This is a genomic window from Oceanobacillus caeni, assembly GCF_042678465.1.
Taxonomy (GTDB): Bacteria; Bacillota; Bacilli; order Bacillales; family Amphibacillaceae; genus Oceanobacillus; species Oceanobacillus caeni.
Window position 1 is genome coordinate 79,883 of the sequence record NZ_JBHTKV010000007.1, and the last position, 16,846, is coordinate 96,728.

10 protein-coding genes are annotated in these 16,846 nt (G+C 33.1%); 7 read left to right on the forward strand and 3 right to left on the reverse strand.

Annotated elements, in window-relative coordinates:
• Positions 1-16: 16 nt before the first annotated feature.
• The 6 genes from ACFQ18_RS07400 to ACFQ18_RS07425 all read left to right on the forward strand — a co-directional run bounded on the left by ACFQ18_RS07400 (position 17) and on the right by ACFQ18_RS07425 (position 10,863).
• Positions 17-2,638, forward strand: coding sequence for a DNA methyltransferase (locus ACFQ18_RS07400; protein ID WP_204798055.1), 2,622 nt, complete (start codon positions 17-19; stop codon positions 2,636-2,638).
• A complete protein-coding gene (locus ACFQ18_RS07405) occupies positions 2,631-5,624 on the forward strand; it encodes a DEAD/DEAH box helicase family protein (RefSeq protein WP_204798054.1) in 2,994 nt (997 codons plus the stop codon). The genes ACFQ18_RS07400 and ACFQ18_RS07405 overlap by 8 nt, the downstream gene beginning before the upstream one ends.
• A 414-nt stretch (positions 5,625-6,038) precedes the next feature.
• Positions 6,039-7,277, forward strand: a complete 1,239-nt coding sequence (locus tag ACFQ18_RS07410; protein ID WP_204798053.1) for a hypothetical protein — start codon at positions 6,039-6,041, stop codon at positions 7,275-7,277.
• Positions 7,261-7,797: a hypothetical protein gene (locus ACFQ18_RS07415; RefSeq protein ID WP_204798052.1), complete on the forward strand. Its 537-nt coding sequence runs from the start codon at positions 7,261-7,263 to the stop codon at positions 7,795-7,797. The genes ACFQ18_RS07410 and ACFQ18_RS07415 overlap by 17 nt, the downstream gene beginning before the upstream one ends.
• Positions 7,785-9,704, forward strand: coding sequence for a hypothetical protein (locus tag ACFQ18_RS07420; protein WP_204798051.1), 1,920 nt, complete (start codon positions 7,785-7,787; stop codon positions 9,702-9,704). The genes ACFQ18_RS07415 and ACFQ18_RS07420 overlap by 13 nt, the downstream gene beginning before the upstream one ends.
• 520 nt (positions 9,705-10,224) lie before the next feature.
• On the forward strand, positions 10,225-10,863 hold the full coding sequence (locus ACFQ18_RS07425; protein WP_204798050.1) for a phosphatase PAP2 family protein: 639 nt from the start codon (positions 10,225-10,227) through the stop codon (positions 10,861-10,863).
• A 655-nt stretch (positions 10,864-11,518) separates the two neighbouring features.
• Here ACFQ18_RS07425 and ACFQ18_RS07430 read toward each other — a convergent pair.
• Positions 11,519-11,875 carry a hypothetical protein gene (locus ACFQ18_RS07430; RefSeq protein ID WP_204798049.1) on the reverse strand — a complete coding sequence of 119 codons (357 nt, stop codon included), beginning with the start codon at positions 11,873-11,875 and terminating at the stop codon, positions 11,519-11,521.
• 500 nt (positions 11,876-12,375) lie between these two features.
• On the opposite strand from ACFQ18_RS07430, the gene ACFQ18_RS07435 reads away from it, so the two are divergent.
• Positions 12,376-14,475 (forward strand): glycoside hydrolase family 31 protein, encoded by a 2,100-nt coding sequence (locus tag ACFQ18_RS07435; RefSeq protein ID WP_204798048.1) that lies wholly within the window; start codon positions 12,376-12,378, stop codon positions 14,473-14,475.
• A gap of 102 nt (positions 14,476-14,577) precedes the next feature.
• Here ACFQ18_RS07435 and ACFQ18_RS07440 read toward each other — a convergent pair whose 3' ends face one another.
• Positions 14,578-15,399: an SDR family oxidoreductase gene (locus ACFQ18_RS07440; RefSeq protein ID WP_204798047.1), complete on the reverse strand. Its 822-nt coding sequence runs from the start codon at positions 15,397-15,399 to the stop codon at positions 14,578-14,580.
• A 20-nt stretch (positions 15,400-15,419) separates the two neighbouring features.
• Positions 15,420-16,829: a glucuronate isomerase gene (gene uxaC / locus ACFQ18_RS07445; protein ID WP_204798046.1), complete on the reverse strand. Its 1,410-nt coding sequence runs from the start codon at positions 16,827-16,829 to the stop codon at positions 15,420-15,422.
• Positions 16,830-16,846 lie beyond the last annotated feature (17 nt).

Here is a 16,846-nt window from a genome sequence, read left to right on the forward strand (position 1 = left end):
AGTTGGAATATATCAAATGGAATCAACTGTTTATGTAGCAAAGCAGAGATTTTTTAGTGCATTATCGAACACATTTCTAGGTGAAGTGGGAACCGCAATAGAAGGTAGTTCAGGTTACACGAATCTTATGAGCATTAGGAATGAATATTTTAAGAAAATAAAGCCGTTAATAGAAGAAACTATAGATAATGAGTTTGAAGGTAGAGAGCAAAGTACAAGTGACTTATATAATAAGCTTTATACCTTTTTTGATAGTTATCTGAATGAGACAGGAACTCCATTCTACAATAAAACACAGTTACATAAGAATTTATATGAAAAAGTATATAGTGATAGAGAAGATCTAGCCTTATTTTGGAAAACACAGAGATTACATTATGTGAAAACCGAAGCAACGTATACCTCTTTAAAATTTGATATTAATAATTACAAATTTGAGTTTGATGCAAGTGAGTTGGATCACCAAAAGAATAATGAAAAGAAGGAAATAGAATTCCACCTCTATGAAGTAGAAGGTAATATACTTAAATTTAAGGTGATTTATAAAGACGGGTCTGCTAAAAAATATGAAAGATTAAAAAGGTATTTGGTCCTCAATAAGCCAGATGATATTAAGGATTATATTTTTAATAATATCGAGAATTTTGAACACCCGAATATCAAGATAGAAAAGAATAGTATCAACTTAAAGCATTTCTCTTCAAAAACTGCGTTTAGAAAAATTATTAATGTAAAAAATATCGATGACTTTTTGGAAACAGTAATTATAAGTCTCACGGTGTCTGGCATAGAGGATATCTTGGATTACCTAAGAAAAGAGTCTCTGGAAGTAGAGGAGGAATTACTTAAAGAGGCTTTTAGAATATATAAAAAGCAAAAAGAAGTCGATTACTTTATTCACAAGGATGCATCATCATTTTTAAAGGAACAGTTCAATCAGTACATCTATGATTACCTTTTTAATGACCGAGAATTAAATACATTATGGGATCAAGATAGAATATCTGATATACAAAAGTTAAAGAAAGTGGCTAACGAAATTATTGATTATGTTGCAATGTTTGAGGATGAATTGAGGGAAATTTGGTTAAAGCCTAAGTTTGTACTGAATTCTGATTATGTATTGACACTCGGAAAATTAAATAACATCGAGTTAATCGAAAAAATAGTAAATTCCGCAGGCTTTGATAAACAGATAAATGAATGGAAGGAATTACATGCTCCAATAGTTGATGTTGACAGTAATAGAACAATTAAGAGGGAGTGGAAGGAATTTGAATTTGCACTTTCCTTTGATAAAAAAGAGATAATATTTATTGATGAAAATGGAACGAAATCCTTAAATGAAAACTTTAAGAATTTACCCATAGATACAAGATATTTTAAAGAGTTGAAGTATGAAATCATAAGTAACTTTGATAATATTGACAGTCAACTTGATGGTGTACTTATCAAGAGTGAGAATTATCAGGCACTAAACTCTATTCTTAGAAAATATGGTGGCGAAATCGAGTTAATTTATATTGATCCCCCGTTTAATACTGGAGAAGACTTTGATTATAAGGATAATTATCAAGATAGTACATGGTTAACTATAATGAATGAAAGGTTAGAATTAAGTCATGAGTTACTTGCTGAAAATGGAAGTCTATTTCTTCATCTCGGTGAAGATGCATCCTATTATGGGAGGGTGTTGTTAAATAAGATTTTTGGTAAAGATTCCTATCTAAATAATATCATTTGGTCATATACTTTGATTGGCGGAAATGCCAAAAAATGGGAAAGGAATCACGAGTATATTACATGGTTTGCGAAAGACCCTCAAAATTACATTTTTAATAAAGACCTAGTTAGACAGCCTTATAGTGAAAAATTCTTAGCATCGTTAAGAAAAAATGAAGATGGTGAATTAGTATATAGTAGGGGTGCTGGACGAGATGGTGAACGTCTTAATAGGAAAAAAGAAAGTAAAATACATCCGCTCGGAAAAGCACCCTCTGATGTTTGGACTGATATTCCATATATGCCTCCACAAACTGAAAGCATGGGATTCGGTACTCAGAAACCAGAAGAACTGTTATATCGTATGATTGCTGGTGCATCCAATAAGGGTTATGTTATGGACTTCTTTACCGGAAGTGGTACCACGGTAAGTGTAGCTCATAAGTTAGGGCGTAAGTGGATTGGGGTTGAAATGGGAGAACATTTTTATCGCGTAGTTTTACCTCGCCTCAAGAAAGTGTTAATTGGTGACGAAAGGACTAAAATAACTGAGAAAGCCAAATATAAAGGTGGCGGATTTTTTAAATACTACGAATTAGAACAGTATGAAGATGTTTTAAGAAAGGCAAAGTATCAACCTGTAGATACTAATAATGCAAACATCTTATATAATAGTGAGAAATTACTTGATGCAATTAAGGTTGAGCAAGATAGGGTTATGGTTGAATTAGAGCAATTGTACCCAAATATAGATATTGCTGAAACAGTTTCAAATTTAACTGGGAAAAAAATACGTAATTTAAATGGGAAACAGGTGACTTTTGCTGATGGTAGTCAAATAGAATTTAATAATATGTCTTGGGAAGATCATATGTATTTAAGAGCTTTAATTTGGTGGGGAAAAGAAAATGGTTAATAAGAAGCAAATTGTTCTCGAAAAGTTCATAAAAGGTTATGTAGATAGGGAAATAGATATTAATGATTTTCATTTGGATTTAAAAAAGTTCGATAATAACAAAGTGTTATTTGATTATCAGGAAGCATCACTAGGGAGTATAGCGAAGTTGTTAATATATTACTTTAGTGTTGAACATGGCAAAAGGAATTTATTAGAGTTTTATGATAATGAGTTAGATCAAGAGCTTAAAGAGGCATTATCAGTATTTCCAACAAGCAAGCATTATCAATTATTAAAGCATGTGTTTGGAACAATAAATAATGAACAGGATGAGAATGGGGAGTTAATATCATATCACAACTTTCTTAATAGGGCTTCATTCTGGATGGCTACGGGATCGGGTAAAACTCTAATTATTGTTAAGTTAATGGAGCTTCTATATGAACTAATGGAAAAGGGAATAATACCGATAAAGAAAGTACTTATTATTACTCCAAATGATAATATATTAGGTCAAATTCAGAATCATGTTAGTGCCTTTAATGACGCGAACTTTAGATATAAAAAGATATTATTAAGGAACATAAGGGAATATGAGAGAAGAGAATTTGCAGGAATTAATCCTCTCCAACCAGATTCATTAACTGTATATCATACAAAAACAACAGTGTTGTCTGAAGAGAACAAAGAAAATATGATTGACTATAAATCATATATCGAAAATGAAGGATGGTACATTATTTTAGATGAGGCCCACAAGGGGGAGGCTGAAGAAAGTATAAGAAAGCAATATATAAATATTCTTGCTAAGAATGGATTCTTATTTAACTTTTCAGCAACATTTACAGACAACGTAGATATAGTTTCCACAATTGCCAATTTCAACCTCTCTGAATTCGTAAAAGCAGGCTATGGTAAGAATATTAAGGTTCTTGATGAGGAATTTAAAAACTTTAGAGCAAAAAACAAAAAAGAGCAAGAAAACAATTTAAGTGATGCATCTAAGATTGAGATTATCTTGAAATCTTTTATAGTATTAACTGCTATTAAAAAAAATTATGAAGTTCTTAAAGGGATTAATAAAGATCTATATCATAATCCGTTAATGCTAACTATCTCGAATGAAATAAACACAAAAAATGCAGATATGAAGCTTTTCTTTAAATATATGAGGGAAATTGCTACTAATCGAATATCCGATGAGTATTTAGATGAAGTAAAAGATGTTATCGCAAAGAATTTAACTGATAATATGAAATATACACTTGGCGAAACGGACTTAAATAATAATCTAATCAGTATAATTAGATCTGTAACATATAGTGATATTTTAAAATATGTTTTTAATTCAAATTCAAATGGTGCTATTGAAGTGTTAGAAATTGGCTCAAATAATAATGAGCTATCTTTCCGCTTAAAGACATCTAGTTCTGAACCATTTGCTATCATAAAAGCATCCAATGTTAATAATTGGAAGAAAAATGTATTGCAAAACTATAGTTTTAATGATGATATAGTTACTGGTGAGTCAAGGTTTAAAGAGGTTCATAAAAGGGACAGTCCAATTAATATTTTGATGGGTTCTAGACAATTTATTGAAGGCTGGGACAGTAACAGACCTAATGTCATTAATTTCATCAATATGGGAACAAATGATGACAATACTAAGTTGATTCTACAGGCTATTGGACGTGGAGTCAGAGTAGAGCCGCTTCCAAATGTAAGAACTAGATTTAAATTTACAGAAAGAAGTATAAGTCAATTTAACAAAAATGCCCGCAATCAAATTGAACAATACGGTGAGCTATTAGAAACTCTATTTGTATTTGCAACTAATAAACAAGTTGTGTCTAACATCTTACAAGAAATTAATATTGAAGATGTTGAGTGGAATCTTCTTTCAGGTATTCAAAAAACTAATATTAAAGAGGTATTAATGGTACCTGTTTATAAAACTGTTAACTATAATTCTAAAGATTTCCGTATTAGCAAAAAGGATTATGAGGTTGTTGAAGAGTTTGTTAATAATAACGTGGATAAATTATTAGTTGTTCGTGATGGAATAAGTATTCAAACAATAAATTCCTTTAAGAGAAAAGAAAGATTAATAATTAAGGATGAAAAGCCTACAAGTAAAAGGGCTATTGAATTGCTTCGTGACTTTGAGTCTCATTTAAATATGAAAAGTAAGGTATTGATTGGCTTTAGAGAAGAAGCGAAGCATATTGATATAAGACACTACAAACAAATTCAGACATCTCATTCTGGAGAGGAACTAATTAAGTTAGAGAATTTAATAAAGAACACTCTTATTAATAATTCTAAGGAAAAGTATAGAATTCAGTACAACGAAGAACAAAAAGAATTAGTTAATGATCTATTATATATGTACAAGAATGGTCAAAAACCAAGTAATACTATACTTAAAATTGCAGAATCAAGTGGAATCGATATAGATAATTTATATCAAAGGGTAAATGAGAACGAAGCTCAGGATTTATTTGAGGTACAGTTAAAGAAAATTGAACAACATTATTATAGACCGCTCATACTATCCAATAGTAACAAATTTAAACATACGATCTCGGTTGAAAGTGAGATTAACTTTATAAATCGGCTAGAAGAGTATATACAATCAGGTAGCAATCTGCTGGATGGTTATGAATGGTGGTATTTCTCAAAATTAGAGGAAGGGACTGACAAAATAAGTATTCCTTACTATGACTCGGTAAAACAGGTTTATCGTGAATTTTACCCTGATTTTATTTTCTGGATGAAAGTTGACGATAAGTATTTCATAAAGTTTGTTGATCCTAAAGGTCTCATAGTTAACCCTAGTAATGCTCTTGATAAAATATATGGATTTGAAGAGATATTCAAAGAAGGTTTTATTGATGAAGAACAGAATGTTAATGTTGAATTATTATTTTATAATGAAGGCTATACAGGAAACTCAAAATTAGAAGATTATAGGTTCCATGACTTTAATGTTTTGTTTAATTAATCCAACATCAATGTATAAGAGAAAATAAAAATAAATCCTTTGTTTTGTAATTTCTTGGTTCCCGCTAAGTTTGCGAACCATAAAGCAACGTGTGATAAAGCCAGCATTAAAGATGTTGGCTTTATTTTCCATAGCCAAAGTTAAAGTTCCTTTAAGTATTTGGAATTCGGATTAAGGAATTTAAAAACAAATGTATTCTAAGGCTGTTTAGAGTGTTAATTCACTGATTTATTAAAATACGTTGAAATATATAGTATAATGGGATTAGTGTGGATATTAAGGCTAAAAATCTATTAAATGATAAATTGGACTCGTATTACTCTTTCTTTGCAGTACTTATCAATTCTATTAATCTATTAATTTAAGCATAGTACCAATCTTATAATTTATATAGTTCAAATGAGGAGTATAGCTATGGTTGTTGAAACAATAAATAGGGATGCTGGAGATAAATCGAAGGGTTTTAGGCTTCAGAGGCTTAGGGCAATTGAATTACTTATTGATAAGATAGAGGAAACTGATAGGAAGGCTGCAGTTTTTGCATCAACGGAATACTTAGATGATGTTTATATAAAAACAGTAACTCCTGAAGGAAGTGATACGTATACCGAGGGTGATAAAAATTATGATGAGTCAAAAAAATTTTCATTCATGTCGAAAGAAGTAACAAATAGTTTAATCATCTTTCTAGACAATTGGCTAAATTGTGACTTGAGTGAGAATCTTTACTATTGTTTTTATACCAATGTTAATTATACTTATGAAAAGAATACTGAACTTATAAAAGAATTAAAGATTACGCTTCCCAAATTACCTATATTAGATTATTTAACAAAAAATCAATTAGATGATCAGGTTATTGATTGTATCAAGAAAAGATTAATCTACGAGTATAAGCAACAATATAAAAATAAAAAAGGTAATGGTTATCTTAAAGTTATAGAGAGTTTTAATAATGATAATTGGCTAAACTTTTTATCGAGAATAAGTTGGAAGTTTGGCCAATATGATGATAAAGAACTTGAAAAATATCTTATAAATAAAATTAAAAACAGAAACTTTTACACAAATATAGATATATCAGGTAAAGAGGATTTATTAATTGATTTATTACAGGCAAGGTTTGAAGCACATGAGGAATTTTCAGATCCAATCGCTAATAATGTAAGCGCTATTCATTTTGAAAACCTATTATTAAAATTGGCAAGGGATATTGTAAAGAGAGAAGACCCGGTTTATGATATTTGGAATTCATTAGAACCTCCAACGGATAATAGAGGACTTAAACAGAAAATTACAGATGTTAACCCAAGTTATAAAAAGTATAAAATAGGAATTAAAGCTAGACAAGTTGCAGTAATTAAAGAAGAGTATGAACAATTGACTGATCAAGAAAAGGGATCTTATAGATACAGAGTTTTTGAAGCATGTCAGCAAAAACTAGTATCGTTATTAGAAAACGAGGAAAAAGTTAATATTGATGATTGGTTAAATGAATTATTTATTTGGACGAAACAACATATTGAAGATAAATCTAAGGACTATACATATGCAATAAAAAGTGACGATGCTATAAAAGGTGCTATTTTAGAGTTAATTGACAGTTGTTTTATATCTTTTGATGAGAAGGGTTTCTATGATGCAGATATTTGATAATAAAAATATTAAGAAAAGAATAATGTTTAATAAAGATAGTGATTATTACTTTATTGCGTATAATTCTATTTTAATACTTGATAGCCTTAATTGTTATGAAGGTAAAGTGAATTTCTATGACTATAGAAAGTTAATTTACATCCTGCCTTTTATATCGAGCGAAAGTATATTGGTGAGATCTATTGGCAATTCAAGTACAAGCCAAGAAGATCTTAAATTACTAGAGGATATATATATTAAGTCAAAACTAAGAGAGCCTATTCTTAAATCAATTTTGTTTACTCTTGAAAGGAAAGGTTATTTAATTCTAGAAAAAAATAAGTCCCGTAATTGTATAGATGTAAGACTATTACCTGAGACATTACCAAAGGGTTTTTTGAATTCTGATTTATTTAAAACGGAGTTTGAAAATATTACTCAATTTAAAAAAAGCTATCAAAGATTAAGTTTTATTAATCTAGAAACTTTAATTGAAAAGCTTTTTAAAGAAAAAGGGGTAATTATATGGGACGTTTAAAAATAATTAAATTGATCTATGAAGGAGATAATTATTATTACGAATCTCCTGATTTTGACGACGGAATAAATATTATAGAGGGAGAAAACGGAACAGGTAAAAGTACATTTTCAAATCTATTAAACTTTTCTTTGGGGAATTATGTAAAGGAATTTGATTCTAGAGAAAAAAAGGTTCATAAGGAAATAGTGAACGATACAAATAACTACGTCATGGTTTTAATATGTATAGATAAAGAAATTTATAAATTAAAAAGGTTTTTTAATGATAATAGAGTCTTTGTTGAAGAAAATGGAGAAATCCATGATTATTTAATATACAGACCCCATAGTGATGTTGAAATCTTTTCGGATTGGTTGCTAAATAAATTAGGAATACCAATTGTAGAATTTTTCCAAGGAACAGCGAGGTCTAAACTTAATTTTGGGGATTTATTTAGACTAATATATTATGATCAAACGACAACTCCTGAAAAAATTTATAAAGACTCTAGAAGCGATAGAAACTTTATTTCAGACTCAGAATTCATGAGGAAAGTTATTTTTCAGATGCTAATGGGACATCAGTTTTCAGAATATTATATGCTAATTGGGGAAATAAACAAATTAACTAAAGCAAAAAATTCTTATCAAAATAAAGAAGACGGATTCTTAGAAATTGCCCAAGAGTTTGGATTTAAAGATTTAAAGGACGTAAGTATAAATGAAATTCAAAAGGAAATTAAAGTATGTGAATTACAGTTAGAAAGATTAGATAAATATGAAGAACAATTAGTTTCCAAAAAGGTGGATTCTCCACAAAACATAAATAAGGTTAGACAATATAAAAAGAATTTAGTTGACTTAGAACTTGAAATTGATGATATATACAATAAAATTAATAGGATTTATAGAGAGATTCATAGTATTAAAACAATTAGGGAAAATACTATTTTAGAAGTAACCCAAATAAAAAAGATTATTCTCACTCACGAGGAATTAAACCTGTTCACTCCTGACAGCTGCCCTTACTGTTTAAATAAAGTTGAAAGAAAAGAAGGCCATTGCATGTGTGGTCGGGAAGTTGAAGAGGATGAATATGAAAAGTTCTTTTATTCAACTGATGAGTACCTAACTATATTGAAATCTAAGCAAAAGTCTATAGAGACATTAGATTTGGCAATTCAATCATGTAATGAAGAATTGGCAAAACATGAAGGAGAATTGAAGAAACTAGAGGAAAATAAGATAAGAATGCAACAGTTACTTAGTAATGGTAAAGATGATATTGTCCGAAATACCAATGTTGCTGAAATTAAAGAACTTCAACAAAAGAAGTATTCTTTAAAAGAACAAATTAATTCTTTAGAGCAAAAATATAAAGTAAAAAATAACTTTGATAAAATTGAAAAAAAGTTAAGGTCTCTAGAGAATTCAATAAAAGGTAAAAGAGCGAGCCTTAGAACAAAAGAAGAATTAGCGAATAAACAAATAAAACTACAAATTGTTGAGTTTAATAAAATATATAAGGACTTATTAACAGATATTAAGGCTGATATTAATGATGCAAGAATAGACGAAGAAAATTATATGCCAATAATCAATGATGGGGAGTATAAAGAGGCAAGTGTGGGTGTCCCAATAAGGTTAATGTACTTTTTGACATTACTTAAATTGTCTTTAAAAGATGAGGACATTCCATTTCCGAGGTTTTTATTAATTGATACTCCAGAAAATTTAGGAATTGATAAAAGTAATCTAGAAAAGTCAATATCAAAATTATTGACTGGGAAGGATCTAAAAAATAGGAGTAAATACCAAATAATTTTAACAACCGGTATAAATAAATACCCGGAGGAATTCTCTGGATTCCGGAAGGGTAGATCTCTAGATGAGAACAATAAATTATTGATAAAAAAGAAAAAATAGGTTTATTATTTAATCAGCGGTTAATTAACTTGTTATATATTACAAACAGCATTGGGTGAATTATCCAACCCAATGCCATTTTTTTGCCTCTTAAATAACCACGGTGAGCCTTATCATAAATAGAGGTAAAGCAAAAAATAAAAGTTGTTTTTGACAAAGATACGTTATCTTTACTATCTGAAATATGATCTATCCAGTCCATCTATGATTTAAAGCGGGGGTATGATAACAAGAGTACAAAGAAACTTACTCGCACGTTGTGTACGACCATTCATAGAGTTATTTAAACTTCCCTTCAAGCAATAGGCATAAGGATATTCCAGACTTCCGCCCGTTCATGGCAAAACTTCATTCATTTTAAAAATGCAACAGCAGATACTTATCAAAGAAAGCAATATAAGAATTCATCGAAAAAATCCTCCGTTTCACGTACCAGCATGTCTTAAAAATTCCCAGCATCATTTCTTTATTGAGGGCATATAGTGTTACAAATAAAGGATTTCACGAGGAATGCAAAGTTATGAAAATAGAATCGAACAAGCTTACCTTAATAAGTTTTATTTGTCTGTGTTTATTTTCTTGTTTAGTCTGGATTTTAAAGAAAGAGCAAAATATCCTATTGCTATTCGACCATTTTTTAGGACATTTCATTACCGGATTTTATAACCAATCGTTAGAAACGATAGCATTGGGGTTCACCTATCTGGCAAGTTATAAATTTTGTTTGCTCATTGCAACTCTTTTAGCCCTAATCCTTCTATTAAAGCGCAATTACTTACAAGCTCTAATCCTGTTAGGTGGTGTAATAGGATCAAGAGTGATCCGGAATTTTTGGAAAATGCTCATTCGTCGACCCCGTCCAAATGATGGACATCCTTTGATTGAAGGATCATCATCATCTTTTCCAAGCGGACATATGTTATATTCGATAACGCTGTACGGGCTTATTGTATTTATTATTTACCTCTACTCGGTGAAAAGTGGGAAAACCTTGATTGCTCGCTGGGTTGTTGTATTGTATGTTGCCTTTCTTTTTTGCATTGGATGGAGTCGAGTGTATTTGGGTATTCATTATGTCAGTGATGTCGTTGGTGGTTCTCTTCTTGGGGTTTCCTGGCTTTTATTACTCATCGTGTTTTTAATGAAATTTTTGCGTTAAATTTGTTTAGCATACTAAATTTCCGAAAGCGCTGAAGAACTAAAGAAGTTTTTACACGAAGAGCCCCCTAATCTATCGACAAAGATGATTACAAGTCTTAAAAATATAGTTGAAGATCTCGATTACTCAGAGAATGAAAATAAAAAGACAATAAACAGGTACAACGTCTTATTAAGGAACTAAAGTCTTATGGCGTTGCATTTACTGGTCACGGTGCGGGTACAAAATATACCTTTAATAAATAGATGTAGAATAAGGACATTACAAGTAAAAAACGAAATAAAGATAAAAGGGCTATATTTTATGTTAGGGCTCCTCTTATAATATTTTTTGAGGAGCTCTAATCACTTTATCTCACCCTACAGACCGGTAGGGTGAACCGTATCCTAGTAAATGAGTTTTTTCGTTACTGTCAATGGTTTTATAAATATGTGATTGATTTTCAAAACTCAACCCTGATTTTAAATATCCTTGAACAGGAAAAAGGTATGTAAATCAAGTTCAGTACTAATTTATGTCTTTGTTCATATTTATTAAAAAGAAAGGGCGGTTACTAAAAATAGATAACTGCCCATTGTAAAACGTACTATTCAAAGGTATGACTCAATAACTTTCTTGAAATCCTGATTGATAATGGAATTAAATGCTTTATTAATTAACACTTTGTTTTATCGTTTAATATAAGTACTGGATAATAATTCACGACAGGACTTCTTCTAACTTTTACCTTCTGATATTCGATATGGCTAATCTGTTCTTTTGGAATGGAAAGTTCTTGCCCTTCTAAAGTCAAAACAATCGCATTTTCATAGATTGATAATTTTTTACTTTGTTTAAATAAAAGTAGGTATAATCCGACAATTGCAAACACGACTCCAATTACCATTAGCATCATCTTTGCATAGATAAAATTTGCACCGATAAAGGATATAATTCCTAAAAGAATGAATACAAAACCATTTTTGTTGTTATCGGTCTTACCAGCATACAAAAGTTCACCAAAATCATTCAAGCTTATTCTCCCCCAGTTGTTTAGTATAGATATACATTTTATTCCAACCCAGTATGTTATACCAGTACCAATAGTACTATTCTAAAGAACTTGCATGTCCATAAAGTTGATGGCAAGGTATATGAATACTATGTTGTAGCGAATATATAAGATAACCTTTGCCAATGGTGTAAGTATTGTTTGCCTTAGGAGTGAATGCTGATATCAGCATCCGCCGTAGTTATATCAACGTCTGTCCATTAAATATCAGGATATCAGTACACCCTAGTTATATCAGCATTCGAAGAGATATTTAAAGTGAGTTCAGCGTGCGGGGAAACCCTGTAGTGACGGAAATAAAAACAATTCGAGACACACAGTAGTAAAATCACATATTGTTTTACTTTTACTAGTGCAACTTAGGTTATTCTCTTTTTATCTAGAACTAATTTACCTCTTTATTTTTCTATAAAAGTATGTCATATTAGTAATAACAACGTTGTTATTCTAGGAGGAGAAAAATGGCTAAATTTATTGTAAACGCTATCGAAAACAATGAAATTACATTACATAACTCGAGTCAAGATATTTATGCGCATATTCGTGTGTTGGAACCTTCCATTATAAATGTAAAAGTTAGTGCTGAGGGTGAAATCAACTTCCCGACCTGGACCATTACACCAGGGGATACAGAACTTCCGTTTGAAGGTATTTCGCGTTATACAATGAAACCGTTCTCTCAGACGAATTATCGATTCTCGGAATCGGATGAAAAGATTATAGTTACAACAGAAGCTTTGAAACTGGAGATCCACAAAGAAGGTTTCTATTTAACCTGGTTTCAAAAAAATGCGGAAGGATCTTTTGAACAGGTCATGACAGATCGCAGAACGCAAGCCTATCGGCACCATATTAGTGCGAATCAGCCTACCTGTCATTATCTTGAACGTGATGTAGAGGAAATGTATTTTGGTTTGGGTGAGAAGGCAGGAGCCGTTGATCGGCATGGTAGACGATTTCGTATGAATAACATTGATGCAATGGGATATAATGCGGAAACCACGGATCCGCTGTATAAGCACATACCATTCTACATCACTTATAAACCGGAAATCCGTCAATCTATCGGAATTTTCTATGATGATTATCAGAACTCTGTCTTTGATTTTGGTCAGGAATTAGATAATTATCATGGTTATTACCGCTATTATGAGACGAACAGTGATTTCTTAGATTACTATGTTATTGCCGGCCCACAAATTAAAGACGTTACAAAGCGATTTAGCTGGCTGACAGGCAGACCTGCCAAGATGCCGGCATGGGCGATTTCTTATTCGGGATCCACAATGCAGTATACGGATTTGCCAAATTCGCAGGAATTATTAAACGACTTTTTAGAGCAGTGTGGCCAGCATGATATCAAAGTGCGCTCATTCCATCTTTCTTCCGGCTATACATCCATTGAAGGGAAACGCTATGTGTTCAACTGGAATTATGATAAGTTTCCGGATCCAAAGGCATTTGGGAAACACTTTGTTGATGCTGGAGTAGAAATAGTTGCAAATATTAAACCATCCCTCATGCTGAATCATCCATTACTTGACGAAGTGCTGGCTTTTGATGGTTTTATTAAAGACGAACATGGAAAGCCTTTGTTGGTTCAATTTTGGGATGATGAAGGATATTATTTAGACTTTACCAATCCGAAGACAATCAACTGGTGGAAACATCAAATAAAAACGAAGCTGCTGGATAACCATATTAACTGTACTTGGAATGACAATAATGAATTTGAAATTTGGGATAGCAAGGCGCAGGTACATGGCTTTGGAAAAGGTGGCAACTTCCAGGATTATCGTGCTATTATGCCGCTATTGATGATGAAAGCTTCCCGCGAAGTACAGGTTGCTTACAATAAAGAAGAACATCCTTATATCATTAGTCGCTCAGGTTGTGCCGGGATGGGTAAGTATGTACAGACTTGGACAGGAGATAACCGGACAAGCTGGCATACATTGAAATTTAATAATAAGATAGCCCTTGGACTAAGCTTATCCGGAGTTTATAATTTCGGGCATGACATCGGGGGATTTTCCGGACCAAAGCCTGGACCTGAGCTATTTTTGAGATGGGTTCAATGTGGTGTATTCTATCCTCGCTTCTCTATCCATTCATGGAATGATGACGGCTCTGTTAATGAAGCATGGATGCATGAAGAGGTGCTGGAAGAAGTGAAGGAAGCAATGCATCTTCATGAACGCCTAAATCCATATATTCAAAGTCTTGTAGAAAATGCCCATGATAATTATGAGCCGATTATCCGTCCGACATTTTATGAATTTGAAGAAGACTTAAAGACTTATAAAGACATCGATGACTTTATGCTTGGGGACAAACTGCTTGTCTGTCCAATTGTGGAAGAAGGCCAGACAATCCGGCAGATCTATTTGCCAAACAATCCAGAAGGCTGGGTAGATTACTATACAGGTAAGGTTTACGAAGGAGGAAGCACAATTACAGTTGATGTTTCACTTGCAAATATTCCTTTCTTTGTTAAGAAGGGAACTTCCCTACCACTGTATAATGATGAATTAACAGAAGTGGAAATAAGGAAATTTTAATAATAAGGAAAAACCCATCTGCACATCAACTAGGCAGGTGGGTTTTTCCTTCCCAAAATAAAAAGGGAGGTCGCTAATCCAGCGAACTCCCAATATCATTCTTTACACTCCCGAATAGGAAGAAAATCCTCCGTCAACGGGTACGACAATGCCTGTGACGAAGCGGCTGGCATTTGGATCAAGCAGCCATAACAGGGTACCAACTAAATCTTCCGGATCTCCAAATCGGTTCATTGGCGTCTGCCCCAGTATTTTATGTGCACGTTCAGAATAGGAACCGTCTTCGTTTCGAAGCAGTCCTTTGTTTTGCGATGTTTCAAAGAATCCTGGTGCAATGGCGTTGACCCTTACTTTTCCTTCAAAATAAGTGCTTAGCCACTGCGTAAAGTTGCTAATAGCAGCTTTGGCGCCACTATATGCGGGTATCTTTGTTAAAGGCTGAAAGGCATTCATGGACGAGATATTAATAATGGAATTTCCCTCGGCTTCTGTTAGATCCGTTCCGAATACTTGAATTGGCAGGAAGGTTCCCGTGTAATTTAAACGGAATACACTTTCTACACCTTCTTCACTTAGGCCAAACAGGTTTTTCTCAATGTCCTTCTCAAAATGTTCATCATCGGTTGTGGCGTCAGGATGATTCCCGCCAGCACAGTTAATCAATGCATTGACTTTCCCAAATTTCTCATGAAAAGCTTCCTTTGCCTTTTCAAGAGAAGCTTTATCCAAGACATCGGCTTCCAATGCAAGCGTGTGTTTCTCACTGGGGTCTACTTCTGAAATAAGTTTTTCCAGTTTATTTCGGCTACGGCCAATTAGGCCTACATGCGCACCTTCCCGAACAAGCGCTTTAACAAAAGTGCTGCCGATTACGCCACTCGCCCCGGTAATGACAATGTTAACTCCTTCAAATGATAATTTCATAACTTACTCGACTCCTTCCATTAATAAATCTCCTTGATATTTTCAATTTGAAATAAGCGTGCAGCATTGTTAAAGCAAATATCCTTTAAGATACCTTCCAATAATGCTGGATCATCTTCAATTTCTCCGTTTTCTACGAGAGAGCCGATCAGCTGACAAAGGATCCTTCTAAAGTATTCATGTCGTGAGTAGGATAACAGACTTCTTGAATCTGTAAGCATCCCAGCAAACTCTGAAAGCAGGCCGATATTGGCATAGTCTATCAGATGCTGAATCATTCCATCTTTAGTGTCGTTATACCACCACGCAGCACCAAGCTGCACCTTCACATCCTTGGAGGTAAAATTTCCGGCAGTTGACTGGACCATTTGATGGTCATTGGCATTATGCGGGTAAATAATCGTATTGGTTAAGCAATCATTTTGATTGAGATGATCGAATAATTGATTTAATTCTTGCGCATTCAGCAGATTTCCCAAGCTGTCAAACCCGGCATCCGCTCCAATTCTTTCATATTGGAGCGTGTTATTGTTGCGAAGGGGACCAAGATGCAGTTGCATCACCCAGCCGTATTTTTTATACGATTTTGCCAAACGGGTTAATAAATAGCCTGCCAGCTTCCGAGTTTTACTGTTATCGAGTGTTTTTCCATTTTTTAAATCAGAGAAGTATGCCGCAGCTTCTTCTTCGGAAAGTCCTGTCAGCACCACTTCAGTAAAGCTTTGATCAGCACTTTTTGCCCCGTGTTCTTGGAAATAATCTACTCTGCTTTCCAGTGCTTTGATATAGTCCGCTAAACTGTCAATACTTGCTCCAGTAGCATCCTCCAGTTTCTGAATCGCCTTGTGAACCGTTTCTTGATTCAGGCTGATATAAAAGTCTGGGCGAAATGTCGGTCGCACTTCGATATCAAAGGAATCATCTGCCGCCAGCTGCTGATGGTAGTGTAAGTCGTCACAAGGATCATCCGTGGTACAAACTACACGTACATTGCTTTTTCTTAAGAGATTTCTTGGCGACATATCCGGCTGCTGAAGCTTTTCATTCAACTTCTGATAAAGCTCCCCAGCATCACTGTGCTGTACGCCTTCAAAGTGATTGAAATACCGGGCCAGCTCCAAATAACACCAGTGGTACATCGGATTCATTATTGTTTTCGGAAGCATATTAATGAATGCTTTAAATTTCTCAAAGCTGTCACCGTCCCCCGTGATAAGGGATTCGTCAATACCGTAAGCGCGCATAAGGCGCCACTTGTAATGGTCATGGCCAAGCCATAAATCCGTAATTGTTTCATAGTTTTTATCTTCATAGATTTCCTTTGGACTTAAATGGCAATGGAAATCGTAAATCGGAATATCCTTTACAGATTGATAGAGTTCTTTTGCCTTTTCTGTAGTTAGTAAAAAGTCTTCGTTGATTAGTGTCATAAACTACTCTCCTTGAT

Excerpts from the sequence above, each read along its gene's own strand:
- ACFQ18_RS07400 (WP_204798055.1), top strand. The coding sequence starts at position 17 with ATGGAATCAACTGTTTATGTAGCAAAGCAGAGATTTTTTAGTGCATTA.
- ACFQ18_RS07405 (WP_204798054.1), top strand. The coding sequence starts at position 2,631 with ATGGTTAATAAGAAGCAAATTGTTCTCGAAAAGTTCATAAAAGGTTAT.
- ACFQ18_RS07410 (WP_204798053.1), top strand. The coding sequence starts at position 6,039 with ATGGTTGTTGAAACAATAAATAGGGATGCTGGAGATAAATCGAAGGGT.
- ACFQ18_RS07415 (WP_204798052.1), top strand. The coding sequence starts at position 7,261 with ATGATGCAGATATTTGATAATAAAAATATTAAGAAAAGAATAATGTTT.
- ACFQ18_RS07420 (WP_204798051.1), top strand. The coding sequence starts at position 7,785 with ATGGGACGTTTAAAAATAATTAAATTGATCTATGAAGGAGATAATTAT.
- ACFQ18_RS07425 (WP_204798050.1), top strand. The coding sequence starts at position 10,225 with ATGAAAATAGAATCGAACAAGCTTACCTTAATAAGTTTTATTTGTCTG.
- ACFQ18_RS07435 (WP_204798048.1), top strand. The coding sequence starts at position 12,376 with ATGGCTAAATTTATTGTAAACGCTATCGAAAACAATGAAATTACATTA.
- ACFQ18_RS07440 (WP_204798047.1), bottom strand. The coding sequence starts at position 15,399 with ATGAAATTATCATTTGAAGGAGTTAACATTGTCATTACCGGGGCGAGT.
- uxaC (WP_204798046.1), bottom strand. The coding sequence starts at position 16,829 with ATGACACTAATCAACGAAGACTTTTTACTAACTACAGAAAAGGCAAAA.